Source organism: Rhizobium leguminosarum (assembly GCF_010668065.1).
Taxonomy (GTDB): domain Bacteria; phylum Pseudomonadota; class Alphaproteobacteria; order Rhizobiales; family Rhizobiaceae; genus Rhizobium; species Rhizobium leguminosarum_S.
Genome location: NZ_WUEN01000014.1, coordinates 14,524 through 29,806 on the forward strand (window position 1 = coordinate 14,524; position 15,283 = coordinate 29,806).

General features: G+C 61.3%; 12 protein-coding genes. 4 read left to right on the plus strand and 8 right to left on the minus strand.

Translation table 11 applies throughout. From position 1 onward, the window contains the following. The first annotated feature begins 22 nt into the window (after positions 1-22). A complete protein-coding gene (locus tag GR198_RS28890) occupies positions 23-1,552 on the plus strand; it encodes a class I adenylate-forming enzyme family protein (protein ID WP_029874565.1) in 1,530 nt (509 codons plus the stop codon). Continuing rightward, a complete protein-coding gene (locus GR198_RS28895; protein WP_164069928.1) occupies positions 1,530-2,735 on the plus strand; it encodes a thiolase family protein in 1,206 nt (401 codons plus the stop codon). Before GR198_RS28890 ends, GR198_RS28895 begins: the two co-directional genes overlap by 23 nt. Positions 2,736-2,754: 19 nt before the next feature. Here the strand turns inward: GR198_RS28895 and GR198_RS28900 are convergent, their stop codons facing one another. Beyond that, positions 2,755-3,213: a carboxymuconolactone decarboxylase family protein gene (locus GR198_RS28900; RefSeq protein WP_113545464.1), complete on the minus strand. Its 459-nt coding sequence runs from the start codon at positions 3,211-3,213 to the stop codon at positions 2,755-2,757. Between the two features lie 381 nt (positions 3,214-3,594). Between GR198_RS28900 and GR198_RS28905 the strand changes: the two genes are divergently transcribed. After that, on the plus strand, positions 3,595-4,359 hold the full coding sequence (locus tag GR198_RS28905; protein WP_164069929.1) for an SDR family oxidoreductase: 765 nt from the start codon (positions 3,595-3,597) through the stop codon (positions 4,357-4,359). Positions 4,360-4,408: 49 nt separating this feature from the next. Beyond that, the gene (locus GR198_RS28910; protein WP_163873572.1) at positions 4,409-4,822 is read left to right on the plus strand and encodes a cupin domain-containing protein; all 414 of its coding nucleotides are present in this window, start codon (positions 4,409-4,411) and stop codon (positions 4,820-4,822) included. A gap of 45 nt (positions 4,823-4,867) precedes the next feature. Here GR198_RS28910 and GR198_RS28915 read toward each other — a convergent pair whose 3' ends face one another. From GR198_RS28915 to GR198_RS28945, 7 genes are all read right to left on the minus strand, one after another. Next, positions 4,868-6,151: a cystathionine gamma-synthase family protein gene (locus GR198_RS28915; RefSeq protein ID WP_164069931.1), complete on the minus strand. Its 1,284-nt coding sequence runs from the start codon at positions 6,149-6,151 to the stop codon at positions 4,868-4,870. Positions 6,152-6,223: 72 nt separating this feature from the next. Further along, positions 6,224-7,303, minus strand: a complete 1,080-nt coding sequence (locus tag GR198_RS28920) for a YihY/virulence factor BrkB family protein (protein ID WP_164069933.1) — start codon at positions 7,301-7,303, stop codon at positions 6,224-6,226. A gap of 2,740 nt (positions 7,304-10,043) precedes the next feature. Beyond that, the gene (locus GR198_RS28925) at positions 10,044-10,379 is read right to left on the minus strand and encodes a hypothetical protein (RefSeq protein WP_164069934.1); all 336 of its coding nucleotides are present in this window, start codon (positions 10,377-10,379) and stop codon (positions 10,044-10,046) included. 351 nt (positions 10,380-10,730) lie between these two features. Continuing rightward, positions 10,731-11,642 carry a protein-L-isoaspartate O-methyltransferase family protein gene (locus GR198_RS28930; RefSeq protein ID WP_164069936.1) on the minus strand — a complete coding sequence of 304 codons (912 nt, stop codon included), beginning with the start codon at positions 11,640-11,642 and terminating at the stop codon, positions 10,731-10,733. 334 nt (positions 11,643-11,976) lie between these two features. Next, the gene (locus GR198_RS28935; RefSeq protein ID WP_164069938.1) at positions 11,977-12,486 is read right to left on the minus strand and encodes a GNAT family N-acetyltransferase; all 510 of its coding nucleotides are present in this window, start codon (positions 12,484-12,486) and stop codon (positions 11,977-11,979) included. Between the two features lie 153 nt (positions 12,487-12,639). Further along, complete coding sequence (locus GR198_RS28940) at positions 12,640-13,710, minus strand: ABC transporter ATP-binding protein (RefSeq protein WP_164069940.1); 1,071 nt, start codon at positions 13,708-13,710, stop codon at positions 12,640-12,642. A gap of 20 nt (positions 13,711-13,730) precedes the next feature. Continuing rightward, positions 13,731-15,251 (minus strand): DUF5060 domain-containing protein, encoded by a 1,521-nt coding sequence (locus tag GR198_RS28945; RefSeq protein ID WP_164069942.1) that lies wholly within the window; start codon positions 15,249-15,251, stop codon positions 13,731-13,733. Positions 15,252-15,283 lie beyond the last annotated feature (32 nt).

Here is a 15,283-nt window from a genome sequence, read left to right on the forward strand (position 1 = left end):
TCATTCAAACCAGCGGGCGTCCATGCCGATCCATGCGCAGCTTCTTCGACATGCAACGGAGACACCGGACAAGCCGGCGCTGGTGATCGACGGGCACTCGCTCAGCTATGGCGAGCTCTATTTGCGCGCCAAGGCAATTTATCGGTTTCTCCGGGATCTGCCTCGCTCGAACCGCCGCATGCTCGACCTGCCCGGCGTGGAGAAGCTTGCCGCTCTCAGCCTTGGCAATCATATCGGCTTTGCCGAGTATTTTGCGGCGGCGACCGCTTTCCCGAACGCCTGCGCGGTCATCGACCCGATGATGCCGTCGGAAAGGATCGAACGCATCATCGAGCGCCTGGCGCCTGACGTTTTGATTGTCGATGAGGATGCCGGGCCGAGTGCTGGAATTGCCCGGAGACTCGGCATTCCTGTGGTGGCTGCCGGAGCGGAGGCTTTCGATCTCGCTGCAGCGGGAGGTGAAGCCGAACTTCCGGCCGATGCCGACAAGATCTTTCTGATCGGCTTCACCTCGGGGACCACCGCCGAGCCGAAGGCCTATTATCGCTCACGCGAGCAATGGCGCCGGAGCCTCGATCGCGGACGCGTCGTTTTCGAGCTCGAAGATGCGCCGTCGACAATGTGCCCGGGTGCCCTTGCGCACGGCCTGGCGCTCTATGCATTGGTCGAAGCTCTTGATGCCGGGGCAACCTTCCATTCAGTCCGGAAATGGGATCCGGGCTTGGTCGCACGCACGCTCTCCTCCTGGCAAGTCGAACGGCTGGTCGCCGTGCCCACCCATATAGCCGGCATTGCAAGAGCCTGGGTAGGCGAACCCGCACTGACCTCCTTGCGCGACGTTCTGACCGCCGGCGCAAAGCTTGACAGGAACGGGGTCGAATCTATGCGTCGCCTGTTTCCAAAGGCCCGTATCCGGGAATATTACGGCGCATCCGAACTGGGCTTCATGACGGTCTCGACCCTTGTCGGCGGCGAGATCGATTTTCCGATCGACCGGGTGGGGCAAGCCTATCCCGGCGTGGAAATCTCCATTCGCGATCCCGATGAGAACGACGTCGGGACCGATGTGCCGGGAACCATCTTCGTCGAAAGCGACCTGATTGCGGATGGATATCTCTGGGGCGACGACGGTCAGGCGTTCCGGGTCACGGAAGCCGGAGCGACGGTCGGAGATCTCGGCGAACTCGATGCCGATGGCATGCTGCGGGTGATCGGCAGGGCCGGCGGCATGATGATATCAGGCGGCAACAACGTTTATCCCGCCGAAGTCGAGAGCGCGTTGAAAGCCTGCCCCGGCGTAGAGGATGCCGTTGTCTTCGGGCTGCCGGACGCCTATTTCGGCCAGCGGATCGTCGCCGTCGTCTCGGGTGAGACGATAGACCCGAAAATCCTGACCGATCATTGCACGCAGATGCTCGGGAAGTACAAGATCCCCAAGCAATTCTACCATATAAGGTCCTGGCCGATGACGAGCAGCGGGAAGATCTCGAGGGGGCAAGTGGAGCAGGCCGTGGTTTCTGGAGACGATCTTGTCCTACGCCTTTCAGCCTGACGAGGATTGGCAGCCAGTCGTGGTTGCCGCCTACCGGTCGCCGATCGGCCGGGCGTTCGGATCGCTGTCGACTGTCGCGGCGGAAGACCTGCTTGCGCCGATCATTCATCGGATCCTTTCCGAAACGGGAATAGCACCCGACACGATAGACGACGTGCTGGTGGGCAACGCCGCAGGCGGCGGCGGAAATATCGCGCGGCTGGCAGCGCTCACCGCAGGTCTGCCCATGGCGGTTCCGGGTGTTTCGATCGATCGGCAATGCGGCTCAGGCCTGGAAGCGATCATCACCGCAGCCCGGCTGATCCAGGCGAAAGCCGGCGCATGTTTTCTCGCCGGCGGCGTCGAAAGCGTCAGCACCGCGCCATGGCGCGTCGAAAGACCCAAGGCGAATGGGATGCCACCGCGATTTTACGGGCGCGCCCGGTTTTCGCCTGAAACGATCGGCGACCCGGAAATGGGGATTGCCGCCGAAAACGTCGCGCGGCAGTTCGGCATATCGCGGCAGAGACAGGATGAATTCGCTCTGCGCAGCCATAGGCTCGCCGTAGCGGCGGCCGAGGCGGGCATCTTTCGGCCCGAGATCGTTGACATTTCCACCGGCCACGGTCTGATCGAACGGGACGAGTGCCCGCGCGTCTCCACATCCCTCGAGGCGCTCGCAAACCTCCGGCCGGTCTTCCTGGCCGATGGTTCGGTGACAGCCGGCAATGCCTGCCCGCTGAACGACGGCGCCTGCCTGGTGCTTGTTATGAGCCGCGCAATGGCGAGAAGCATGGGCATCGAAAAGGGCCTTGCCTTCATAGACAGTGCCGCTGCCGGCGTGGATCCCAACCTGCTCGGCATCGGCCCAGTCGCCTCGACCAGGAAGCTGTTGCAGCGTCAGCCCGGGCTCTCGCTCCTGGACATCGATGCCATCGAATTCAACGAGGCTTTCGCGGCCCAGGTTCTGGCATCGCTGGATCAGCTCGCTATCCCTGCCGACGCGATCAACAAGGACGGCGGAGCCATTGCGCTCGGCCATCCATTCGGGGCCTCCGGCGCAATCCTCGTTACCAGGCTGTACAGCCGGCTGATCCGCAACACCGGGGAAGGCTGGGCGCCCGGCGCGACTGCCTTGGCCATGATCGGCATCGGCGGAGGCATCGGGCTGACCGCGATGTTCGAGGCTGCCCAGCTTTCCTGACCCGTGAAGGCGCAGACCGTCAGGCGGCGGCGCGTTTGTGATCGGCCGGATGCTGAAGCCGGAAGCCGATCGCCAGCCTGTTCCAGGCGTTGATCATCGCAATGCCGATCGAAAGCGCCACGAACTCGTCATCCGAGAAGTTGGCGTGTGCCTCTTCATAAACATCATCCGGCGCATGGCTTTTCGCGATCTGAGTAAGAGCCTCGGCCCAGGCGAGCGCGGCCCGCTCCCGAGTGCTGAAGAGCTGCGACTCCCGCCACGCGTTCAGAAGCAGCAGCCGGTCATCCGTTTCGCCGAGCTTCAGCGCGTCCTGGCGGTGCATATGCAGGCAATGCGCGCATCCGTTCATTTGGGAAACACGCACTTTGACGAGTTCGAGCAGCTTCGGATCGAAGCTTCTCGCAATCCAGGCTTCAACAGCCACGAGGCCGTCGATGCCGCTGTTCTTATGGGCCATGAAGTTCAGGCGCTTGATCATTGTTATCTCCATCGTGCGGATTGATGGCCGAAGTCACCGGCTTGCAGACCAGTGAATACGCCTTGCCTTCCGGGTCGGTCATCTGCCCCGACGGTAGGTTCGGCCGATGCCTGTTGACGTGATGTTCCTCCATTTCAGCCAACTGGCTCATCGCAGAGCCAGCTCGCCTACTACGTTCGCATAGGGTGACAGCGACCGAGGAAGAATAGTTTGGGGCCGCGATCCGGCGCATCCTCCTGCCCATCGGTTACACCGGCCGCACCGGCGACGGTCCCGATGAAGTCGCTTCGCTCATCGAGGAGGCGGGGGCATGCCGAGCAGTTGCCTGCTCGCTTTCAAGTCAACAGAGGAAACTCCTCGTAAAGGACAAGGAGACTACCCATGAAAATCGTCGTTATCGGCGGCACCGGCCTCATCGGCTCAAAGACCGTGGAAAGATTGCGCAACAAGGGGCACGAGGTGTTGGCGGCTTCGCCGAATTCGGGCGTCGACACGATCACCGGCAAGGGCGTGACCGAAGCGCTCGCCGGCGCGCAGGTGGTGCTCGATCTCGCAAACTCGCCCTCGTTCGAGGACAAGGCCGTCCTGGAATTCTTCCAGACGTCTGGCCGCAATCTGCTCAAGGCAGGGGCTGCCGCCGGCGTCAAGCATCATATCGCGCTGTCGATCGTCGGCATGGAGCGGCTGCAGGGCAGCGGCTACATGCGCGCCAAGATGGCCCAGGAAGAGCTGATCAAGACGTCCGGCATACCCTACACCATCGTGCACTCGACACAGTTCCATGAATTCATGGCTGGCATCGCCCAGTCAGGCACCGTCGGTCAGACCGTGCATTTGTCGCCGGCCTACGTGCAGCCGATCGCCTCGGACGACGTCGCTGACGTCATGGTCGAGGTGGCGCTCGGCACGCCTGTGAATGGCACGATCGAGATCGGCGGGCCGGAGAAAGTCCGCCTCACCGAAATCGTGACGCGTCTCTTCAAGGCGACGAAGGATCCGCGCCAGGTGGTCGCCGATCCGCACGCCCCCTATTTCGGCGTCGAGCTTGAGGACAATTCGCTCGTGACCGGAGGCAAGGCGCGGCTCGGCCAGATCCGCTTCGACGATTGGCTGAGCCGGCAGCCACCGCAGAAAAAGAGCGCCTGACGGACGAAGCCCGCCAGTGCGCTCGTTCCATTAACGAAGGAGACCAGACATGCTCAGAAAAATGATCTCGGCAGCGGCCTTCGCCCTTGTCCTTGCCGCCGGTACTCAAGCTCACGCCGGAGGTGGGAAAGCGAAGATAAGCGTCGTTTTCGACCAGAAACTTCCCAATGTTCCCGGCAAGAGCATGAAGGCTGTGATGGTGGAATATGAGCCCGGCGGCCTGTCGCCCGGCCATACCCATCCGGATTCGGCCTTCATCTACGCCACCGTTCTCGAAGGGGCGATCCGCAGCGCGGTGAATGACGGCCCGGTGAAAACGTATAAGGCCGGAGAAAGCTTCGCCGAATTTCCCGGCGATCACCATAGCGTCAGCGCAAACGCCAGCGACACCAAGCCGGCGCGCCTGCTTGCGGTCTTCGTGCTGGACACAGACGAGACGGAACTGACGATCGACGACAAATAATGTGGTACTTGATGCCCGGCGCCGCCGGGCATCGTTTCCCCCTGATCACGCAGCCTGCAGTGCTATCTCCAGGTCGGCGATCAGATCGTCCGGATGCTCGATGCCGATCGAAAGACGGATCGTCGATTCCAGAACGCCGATGCGCTGACGGACATCGGCGGGCACGCCGGAATGCGTCATGGCGGCCGGATGGCTCGCAAGCGATTCCGTGCCCCCCAGGCTGACCGCGAGCTTGAAGATCTGCAGCGCGTTCAGGAATTTGAACGAGGCAGGCTGACCGCCGCGGATGTCGAAAGAGAAGGTCGAGCCGGCGCCGGTGCATTGCGCGATGAAGGTCCGGCCGGCCGGCGATTCCGGATCGTGGTAGGGCAGGTAGTGAACCTTCTCGACCTTCGGGTGATCGCGCAGAAAGTCGGCGACGGCCCGCGCGTTGCTGTTTGCCCGTTCCATGCGCAGCTGCAGCGTTTCCAGCGAACGGCCGAGCATCCAGCAGGAATGCGGATCGAGCTGGGTGCCGATCGCGCCGCGCAAGGCCTTGATCTGCTTGATCACCGCCTTGCGGCCAAGAACGGCGCCGGCGATCAGATCGGAATGACCACCGACATATTTTGTCAGCGAATAGAGCGAGATATCGGCGCCGTGCTCGATCGGCCGCTGGAAGACCGGCCCGAGCAGGGTGTTGTCGCAGACGATGATCGGCATATGGCCCTGTCTTGCACCGATCGCGTCGGCCACGCGTCGGATCATCGCCACATCGACCAGGCTGTTGGTCGGATTGGCAGGCGTCTCGATCAGGATGACGGAAACGCGGCCCTTGGCCATGGCCTCTTCTGCCGCCTTTTGCACCGATCCTTCGCTGACGCCGTCGGCAAACCCGATGGCGGCGACGTTGAAGTTCAGAAAAGTCTTCGCCAGCAATGTTTCGGTCCCTCCGTAGAGCGGCTGCGAATGCAGGATCGCATCCCCCGGCCGGACGAAGGCGAGCAGAGTGGTGGCGATCGCCGCCATGCCGGATGAAAACAGCACGCCGCTTTCCGTCCGTTCGTAGACGGCGAGCCTGTCTTCGACGATTTCGCTGTTCGGATGGTTGAAGCGCGAGTAGACGAGGCCGGCCCCCTTCCCCTCGGGCGGCTCGCGGCGGCCCGACACGTAATCGAAGAAGTCGCGGCCATCTTCGGCCGTCTTGAAAACGAAGGTGGAGGTGAGGAACACCGGTGGCTTGACCGCCCCTTCCGAGAGTTCGGGATCGTAGCCGTAGTTCAGCATCTGTGTTTCGGGATGCAGCGCATGATTGCCGATATGGGTTTTGGAAGGATGCGGGGCGGTCATCATCGTCTCCTGTGTCGGGACTGCAGAAACGGCAGAATACATCAAAACCATAGGAGAGGAGCAATCATCGCGTCAGCTCATAGTCTTGCCCAGAGTATCCGCGACATAGGCGCCGCGCGCTCCCATCGGCAGCGGCGTCCCCGTCGTCGTGTCCTTCGCGGTCTGATGCTCCAGTTCGGCGTTGAGTTCTCCTCCGACAATGAGAATGACGACGGAAAGCCAGATCCAGATGAGAAAGCCGATCAGCGCCCCGAGCGTGCCGTATGTCGCGTTGTAATTGGCGAAATGATCGAGATAGAAGGAAAAGCCGAGGGACATGGCGGCCCAGGCGATCGTGGTCAAAACCGCGCCCCACGTCATCCACCGGAGCTTAGCAGGCTCGCGGCTGGGGCCGAAGCGGTAGACCGATGTGACGGCGACTGCGACGACCAACAGAAGCAGCGGCCATCGCATGAGAAGGGCCATGTGCTCCTTGAACTGATCGAGCCAGAGATAGGAGAGAACAACCGGCATCACCCCGACGAGCGCCACCATGACAATCGTCAAAAGCATCGCGCACAAGGTGAAGCAGAGGCCGATCAGGTTCAATCGGATAAGCCCCCGCTTCTCCTCCTCCTCATAGGCGACGTTCATCGCGTCGAAGATCGCCAGCGTGCCGCTATGCGTGCTCCAGAGGGCGATACCGAGGCCGACGAAGAAGGTGATGCCGAGCGTAGCATCGCGCCGATCGACGAGCTCCTTGATCTGGTTGGCAAGAAGATCGAACGCTCCAGATGGCATGAGGCCAGCCAATTCGCGAAGATGTTCGGATATGGTGGCCGGATCTGCAACCAGCCCGTATAGCGATACCAAAGCCGCCATGGCTGGAAACAGCGCCAGCAGCAGATAGAAGGTCACGCCCGCGGCAATCAGCGTGACCCTGTCGGCAAGAACCTCGTGGAAGACGCGCCAGAACACGTCTCGAAGGCCGCTGAAGGGGATAGCCTCGGGCGTGCTGGCGCTGCGGCCATGATCGTCACCTGCACGGGCGGTATCCGCAGACGGGGCGACGGACCTGCGCTCAGTTGCCTGCATCAAGACAAATGCGCCAATCGCTGCGGCCATCATTGTCGCCGCAATGGGGAATCTCTTGAGGTGAAGTACATCTGGCATGAGGATGTTCTCCGATCTGGTGCGGAGATAACGCAGGGTGCCGCTAAAGGATGCAAACCGTTGCTTTCCTGCGGACATTTGATGCAGGGCCGAGGTCGCCCGCTTCTCCAATCGGGTCAGGAAGCAGGGATTGGAACAATTGATCCGCGCCGCCGCTAGGCTTATAAGCTATTGATATCACTGAAGTCACAGCCCGCTACGGAAGCAAATCAGGACTTTAGTTTCGTTACTGCAGTGCTGGGTGTCTTTTCAACAAGTCTACCGATGGGGCGGCTTGGCAGCCGCGAAGCGGTAGATTGGTGCGCAGCTCGTATCTGAGGCGCGGCTTGGATCTGAATTCCACTTGCTACGATCCGAAGCAGCCCCTATCTGCGACCGGCACCTCAGGCGATGTGCTGTGCAGCAAGCCCAACAAAACAATAGCGCCGGTGACAACGGCCTGCAATAGCCGTTTCCGTTATCAACGGGCAAATACCAGGCCGGCCGCCTGCAAGCCGATTGCTCTCGCTCGGCGCGCCGCATAACGGAGCGTCGTCGAGACACTGCCTGCCTGCTGATGCGATCTTGATGGCCACGGTGGTTGCTTGATAGCGTCTCGGTAATCGGCAGAACGCGTATCGCGATCGCCAAGTCTCCACGCGATGGCAACTGTGCGGCAAGGCGGTGACATGATGCGCGCCGCTCAGGACGTCGGCAAGCTCGCAGCCTGGGGCTATGTGCCATCGGCGGCCCCTCCCCGACTGTCACTGGCAGCGCTGCTCCGGGCAGCTCATTGCTGGGAATCTCCAGCACCCCTTTGTATGGCGCAGGATCATCTCTTGCCATATCGGCCGGGATTGACGCAGGTCTTCTACATTGCCTTGAGAGCGAGGGGCTGCGGGTCATCAAATAACGCGCATCAATGATGGGCGCCGCCCCATCTGACATGGCGGCGAGGCCGTGGCGCCACGGTCGGCGATCCTAGGACAGGGCGGACGGGTGGCTCCCGTTCCCACATACGCTCGCTCACTGCCGCAAGCAGATCGGCGATAGTCGTCCGCTGGATCATTTGCGCTGACGGACTGTCGGTCGATATCGGCGGCCACCCGTTCGCAATGAGCTGATGCGTCGGAAAGCCTCGCTGTGGCCTGCCGATCCCGTAGGTCGAAAGGCAGCCCCTCCCCTGTCGCGTGATCCTTCCGCTCGGTCGCATGAAGAGCCGAATGCGGTGGCAGCGAGACAGCCGTCCTGTCGGTCGGCTGTCGCACCGAAGGCGCAGCCTCGATGACGGGAGGACAGTCGACCCTCCGGTCTTCCCTTTGGCGTTTCCGTGAACCCTTGCAGGTCGAATGTCGCCTGATCGTGCCGTTGTCCGCGGACAACCGGATGATCAAGGTGGTCGCCGCCAGGTCCATTGCACATGAACCGATCTCCGCGGCAATTGGTTCGCGCGGCCGCGTAAATATCCCTGACATTTCCCTGCTGATGGATGCCGTGGACTTGCGGCAACACGCCCGCCTCGATGGCCTTGCCTGGTATTGTAGAGCAGCGGTCTCATGCGTCTTGCCGAACAGACGTGGCGTATTCGCCTCCAAGAGTTCGGAAGAGCTCCGCCGGGTCTGCGGACAGGGTCCGCGATACCAAGAACTTGCCCCGCGTTTAAGGAGGAGCAGAACGCCGCCAATTCGATGAGATGTGGGGCTGCCTGCGCTGCGGCTTCGGTCATCGAAAGGGATCCGCGGCAAGGATGGCATGGCACCACGGTGGCGTCATCCTTGCCGCTCTCGCGCCTCCTTGATTAGGCGGTAATCGAGGCCGCCCGTCGCCCGGCGGAGGTTGTTTGGCCAACGGCTATGCCTCGGTCGCAACGCCGGGGCAAATCGGGCAAGCGGGGCGGCCGTCAGCACTGTCCTTCGAGGCCCCTGCTGGGCGTCTTAGGCGAGGGCTGGAGAGAGGGCGGCAGGTGATGGTGGCGAATCCCGCAGCGTGTCAGCTCGCGGCGCATAGATCGGCTTGTCCATCCAAGTTTGCCGATTGGTCCTCCTTCCTGAACTTTGTAGGTCAAAGGCCGAAGCCTCGGATGATGCAGTGGGTGGCTCAATGCCGACGGCAGCATTTGCATATGATGGGCGGATGGATGGATGTGTCGCCGTCGTTGGTCATCGGCGCCAGATCGGCCAACTTGGCGATCGCCTTGTTCGATATCTAGGCCAATTCGACCTCAGTCAGCTGGAGGCAAGCGGGCCGCCTCCTTGGTCGGGGCGAGGGATTGGCAGGGCGGATCGTCGTCGATCATTGAGGCAATCTCCATTCGCGCGCACGGTTCCTGGCGCAGCAGCAGTGCGATCCCCTACCCTCATCAGTCATTTCGTGGTGGAGCAGGTCGGCCCGCTGAAAGCTGTTGAACTCCCTCCGCCGGATCGCTGACAGCAAGTTGTCCGCGGACAACACCACGCCTAGCCCTGATCGCGTGCGAGAGAAGGCAGTACTTGCCTGGCACTTTGCATGCGACAGACGCGGCAAGCGCCAGGCTTGAATTTGCCGCATTGCGACATTACCTCGTGACGGACCGAAGCGCTTTCCCCTCCTAGCCGCTTCGGTCCGACGGACAGCACTTCTCCTCCTAGGCTGTCGGTCACTATCGAAGCCCGGCGCATCTCTCCCGCGCCGGGCTTTTGTCATTCTGGCAACCCGCCGCCGGGCAGGCAAAGCATCCTCACTTTCCATTCGTGCCGGTGCGACCTGGCGAGACGTGTCGAGATCAGGGAGGCTTGAGCAGGCGAGGGGTTGTCTGCGCCGCCGATTTGTGCCGCGACCGCCGCATCGACTCCAGCAGGAGAGCCGCGCGTAGTTGTCTCATAAGATCGCTGGCGAGCAAGCCGCGCGCCAAGAACGCCACCCGACCGACGATGGCGCGGTCGCCGCCGCTTGTTGATCTCAGCCGCCTGTCTGCGCGGCGCCTTTCCAGGAGGAAGCGCGCAATGCCTTGGTCATGTCGAGCCAGCCAATTAATGCCGATCAATGCCAGCTGTTGGTGCGCTATATCCGACGCACGCTGGCCGCTGCATTTCAACACGCCGTCGGCGCCCAATCTCATCTCGATCTCCGTCGATTACCATGGCTTCGATCCATGCCGCGCGCTTACTGAATCAGAGAGATGATGGATGTTGATTTCCACGGCAGGCGCTCCAGCGTCGAGCAGGGAAGGGTGCCGGTGGCGAGCCTGGACTGGGCTCCGAGGGCGCGCTCTGAGCGTGTTCTAGCCCATGCCTTACGCCAGATGTTTGAGCGTTGCGACGCCATCGTCGGTCGGAAGTGCGGCTAGCTGATCGCGCCGGCCGAAGGAAGGATGGTGTCGAGGACGTCAAACTCCTCGGTGCCGCGCGCTACGTCGCTCCCGTTCCTCGCAGAGGTGGGCGGCCCGTTTTGCGGCGCCGGTGCGGATGGCTCAGACGTCGTCGTAGCAAAGCGCCCATTGGTCGCCGATATACCAGCAGCGACCTATCCGCGGCTCCGTCTTCCAACGCAGGCTTTTGACGAACTCGATGCCGCCGCGCCTGAAGGCGGCTGTCAGCGCCTCGATCTCGTTATCGTCGATTGTCAATCCACCATTGGCGCAGACGAAATAGGCTGTGCCGATCCAACGCGCTGCAAATCCACCCTCGCCGCGCTCAATCCGAAGTGCGGCACCATGGGATGCATGACGGCCGCCTTTCGGCGGTCGGTCCTGGCGCGGTACGCCGAGTGGCAGCACCAGACGCCCTCCAGGCCGAAGCCTTTCGATCCAGGGTTCCGCTGGCCGCGCGACGGCGAAATTCACATAGATCGCATCCACCTCCTGCTGCGGCCATCGGCTGCCGTCGGCGTTAATGACGCTGACATTGGCGCGATCAGCAAGCGCTGTTTGAGCGAGGGCAGCCAGATCGGGATCCATCTCGACGGCATAGACATGACCGGAAGCGCCGACAAGCTCCGAAAGAATGGCGCTGTAATAGCCGGTGCCGGCACCGATATGGGCGATGCGATCGCCGATTTGTATGTCTAGCTCTGCCAGGAGCCGGGCATGCAGCGAGGGACTGCCATTGTTGACGCCCTTTTCGGACTGCAGGGCGAACAGCACGTCCTGATAGGCCAGAACCAAGTCGGCGGAGGGGAGGGGGCGATATCCGCCGCCCAGATTGGCGATCTGCCATGGCGGCGCACCGAGGAATTTCTCGCGCGGAACCGTGGCAAAGGCAGCTTCGATCCGCGGGTTCGTCGTTGCGGCGGTTGCCACCACCTGATGGGCGTAAGCGCGGCGGATCACCGCCAGTTCGTCGGCCGTGAACATCGCAGTCGGCATGGGCAAATCTCCCAGCATGGCTTTGATCTGTTCCTTTTTTACGTCCTTGCGGCTCCAAATCCGTCTCTATTCGGATGTTTGATCCGTATGCATGGTGGATAGCCTTCTAGAAGAGGGAAACTTGTGGCGGAAGGTAAGTGCTAGTTGGTTTCCATTATGGAAAAGTATGTCGTTACTTCATAAGGTTAACATTCCGCAGCCTGCAAAATTTAACTTCGTCCCGCATATCAAAGTGTGGCCTGCAAAAGTGGCAGCGTCGGCCTATCGGTCCCCGACAGCAGGCGAAGCAGGGAAAGGCTGAACCGGTCCGGCCTTTGGATGCCAAGCACTTCCACAGCGCCATCGAACCGTTTCAGGCGTTGGGTATCGTGTGGCGCCCAGCGCCTACTCTAAAACGCTTCTTGATCCTGTCGACGGGCGTCCCGTCCTGAAGCGGAACCTGGACCAGCTGGTCATAGGTCTCGAATCCCATCTTCGCGTAATAGCCTAAACCGCTGACGTTGTCGGCGCGAATGGTCGCATTGATGAATTCGAGCCCGAACTCTTCCGCCGCCGCTCGGGTTGCGGGAAAAAGAGCGCTGCCGACGCCACGAGTTCTTGGGCTGATACGGGCAAAGGTCGCAATGTCGGCGAAGCCTTTCGGCGGATCGCCGTATAAGCTGAGCGATTGAAAGCCGACGAGCGACTGATCGTGTTCTGCAACATGGCAGGTCAGAGGAAACTCGCCATCGATGAACCAGTCCGCGAACTCGGCAGCCGAAAGCGGTGTCTCGAGCGCGGTCGTTCCACCGGCAAGGATGATCTCGTTCAGGAGACTGCTCAGCTCCGCCGCGTCGGTGGAGACGGCCTTTCGAATGTGCATGTCTTGGCTACCTCGTTTTGGAGGCACAGCCTATCGGCGAGATCAGAGATTACAAGTCGCTAATTCGCTGCGAAGACGAGGAATCATCAAGCACGCCCGATGCCGTCACATTCCGGTTTCGTGTCCGACGGACTTGCTCCGGGCCTTTCGTCTTCAGGCGTTTAGGCGCTGCTGAGTCTGCCGGTCGAAGAAGTGAACCTTGGCCGTTTCGAAAGAAAGCTTCACCGGCTGTTCCGGCACCAGCTCGACACGTTCGCGAACGACCCATGTCAGCTCCCTGCCTTCGAGCTCCACGGCGACATGGGTTTCCGATCCCGTGGGTTCGACCACCTTGACCACGGCATCCACACCGTTTTCGCCGCCGAAGGTGATGTCTTCGGGACGAATGCCCAGCGTTAGTGGTCTGTTGGCGGAATTGGCTGGAGCCCGCGAAAGCGTTACGCGTGACCCACCCGGCAGCGACAATACAGGGTTGCCTGCGCCCTCAAGGGTTCCCTCGAGAAAGTTCATCGCGGGGGAGCCGAGGAAGCCGGCGACAAAGATATTGCGCGGTCGGTCGTAGAGTTCGAGCGGACTGCCGATCTGTTCGACGCGACCGCCGTGGAGCACGACGATCTTGTCAGCCATGGTCATGGCCTCGATCTGGTCATGGGTGACGTAAACGATTGTGGTCTTCAGGCGCTGGTGCAGAGCCTTGATTTCCGCTCTCATCTTGACCCGCAGTTTCGCATCCAGATTGGAGAGCGGTTCGTCGAAGAGAAAGACTTTCGGATCGCGAACGATGGCCCGGCCCATTGCGACGCGCTGTCGCTGTCCGCCCGACAGCTGCGCCGGCTTTCGATCGAGAAGCGGCTGCAATCCGAGAATTGCTGCAGCCTCACCGACCTTCTGTTCGATTTCCGGCCGCTTGGCCCCGGCGAGCTCGAGCGCAAATCCCATGTTCTGGGAGACCGTCATCTGCGGGTATAATGCATAGTTCTGGAAGACCATCGCGATATCGCGATCCTTCGGCTGTAGATTGTTCACGACCCGGCCGTCAATGCTGATTTGACCGGCGGTGATATCCTCGAGCCCGGCAATCATGCGCAACAATGTCGACTTGCCGCAGCCGGAGGGGCCGACGAGAATGGTAAACTCACCGTCGGCGATCTCGACGTCGACACCATGAATGATGTCGACCGGGCCGAAGGATTTCTTGACGTTTCTGATGCTCAAGCCAGACATTTCGTACCCCTTGTCATCTTTTAGCGCTTCCTGCGCACGCGCAGCGCCTGGTACGGCTTGCGCGGAATTTTCACGCCGAAGGCCGCGTCCGGCTTGCCGCCGCGCACGACCGAGCCATGGCGCGTCGGATGCGGAACGGGAGCCGCCACCTTCTCCGCCGGCGTGATCGTCATCTCCCAGGTGTCGATGAGATCGACATCATAGTCGTCGCCGTCGACCGGCAGGCCGGTGGACCAGATCACCGGCTGATGCTCACCGAAATAGATCAGACGGAAATCGCCGTCGCCGTCGCGGGCGCCCGACACGCGGGACCAGGGCCACTCGCCGATGATGCCGAGCGGCTCGAGGCCGTGCTTGACATCGGCTTCCAGGAGGTCGCGGAGAAAGGCGATGCGCTTCCACGCTTCGCCGCGCAGTTCCCCGCCCTTGGCCCACCAGATCAGGTCCTCGGGATGAGAATAGGTTTCGCCGTGGCCGGCATAGCCGCCGCGCGCCATGGTGATCCAGAAGCGATGCACGAGCTCCTGCGCATTGAGATTGCCCCATGATTGCAGGATGTCGCCCTCATATTCGGGCTCGTCGTTGACGACAGGCTTGCCGTAGGCATCGCGCCATTCCTGTGTCCGCTTGACGTCTGGGTTTTGAATGCAGGTGTGCGTCACCCACGGCTTGCGATGATCGAAATTCGCCGTCACGTCGCCATTATGGATGGAGCGCAGGTGCTGGTATGGGTCGTTCTCTTCCAGGATGTGGAAGTAGCGATCCCACTGCTCCATCGGCTTTGTATCGATGAGGAAATCATATTCATTGGCAAGCGACCACCAGACGTTCCGGTAGGCGGCGAGACGAGCGGCCAGATATTCGACATAGCGAAAATCTTGTTTCGCCGACATGTCGGCATAGCCCCACCGGTCATAGGGGTGGAAGATGATGATATCGGCTTCGATTCCCAGCTGGCAGAGCGCTGCGACCTGCTTCTCGAAGTGCTGGAACGAGGCGGGGTTCGGACGATCGAAGTCTTCCTTCCCGTCCGCTCCGCGTTCGAAGGAGGCGTGCAGCGGCTCGTTGACGTTATAAGGATAGTCCTTCGGAAACACACCCATCCGCATCTTGTTGAAGCGGGCCTTCTTGAGGGTTTCGAGGGTCTGCTTCTGCATGTCGAGCGGCTGGTGCGTCCAGGCATAGCAGGTCGTCCCGAAGGATAGGAAGGGGGTGCCGTCGGCATAGGCGAAGTGGAATTTGTTGCGTACGCGCACCGGGCCGTGATTGCCGGCCGAAGGCTTGGTCGCGGTCAATGCGCCGCTCTTGCCGTCGAGTGCGGCGGTCCTGGAACGCGTTAGAAACGACCATTCGCCCTCGCTATCCGGCATGAAGCGGATGCGGTAGGTGCCGTTGCCGTCATAAAAGCCCGGCACGCGAACTTCGCGGCTCTTGTGGGTGAACACGGCATCGAATGCCACGTCGAGATAGGGATTTCCGTCGGCGGGTCCATCAAAGGTGGCCTCGAACACGCCCCATTTTTCGACTGTTGCATCAGACATAGAATATTCTCCTCGTGGAATGCTTTTCGTGG

Coding starts and splice junctions, on each gene's coding strand:
- GR198_RS28940 (WP_164069940.1), bottom strand. CDS start 13,710: ATGTCTGGCTTGAGCATCAGAAACGTCAAGAAATCCTTCGGCCCGGTC.
- GR198_RS28935 (WP_164069938.1), bottom strand. CDS start 12,486: ATGCACATTCGAAAGGCCGTCTCCACCGACGCGGCGGAGCTGAGCAGT.
- GR198_RS28905 (WP_164069929.1), top strand. CDS start 3,595: ATGAAAATCGTCGTTATCGGCGGCACCGGCCTCATCGGCTCAAAGACC.
- GR198_RS28900 (WP_113545464.1), bottom strand. CDS start 3,213: ATGATCAAGCGCCTGAACTTCATGGCCCATAAGAACAGCGGCATCGAC.
- GR198_RS28930 (WP_164069936.1), bottom strand. CDS start 11,642: ATGCTGGGAGATTTGCCCATGCCGACTGCGATGTTCACGGCCGACGAA.
- GR198_RS28945 (WP_164069942.1), bottom strand. CDS start 15,251: ATGTCTGATGCAACAGTCGAAAAATGGGGCGTGTTCGAGGCCACCTTT.
- GR198_RS28915 (WP_164069931.1), bottom strand. CDS start 6,151: ATGACCGCCCCGCATCCTTCCAAAACCCATATCGGCAATCATGCGCTG.
- GR198_RS28910 (WP_163873572.1), top strand. CDS start 4,409: ATGCTCAGAAAAATGATCTCGGCAGCGGCCTTCGCCCTTGTCCTTGCC.
- GR198_RS28920 (WP_164069933.1), bottom strand. CDS start 7,303: ATGCCAGATGTACTTCACCTCAAGAGATTCCCCATTGCGGCGACAATG.
- GR198_RS28890 (WP_029874565.1), top strand. CDS start 23: ATGCCGATCCATGCGCAGCTTCTTCGACATGCAACGGAGACACCGGAC.
- GR198_RS28925 (WP_164069934.1), bottom strand. CDS start 10,379: ATGAGATTGGGCGCCGACGGCGTGTTGAAATGCAGCGGCCAGCGTGCG.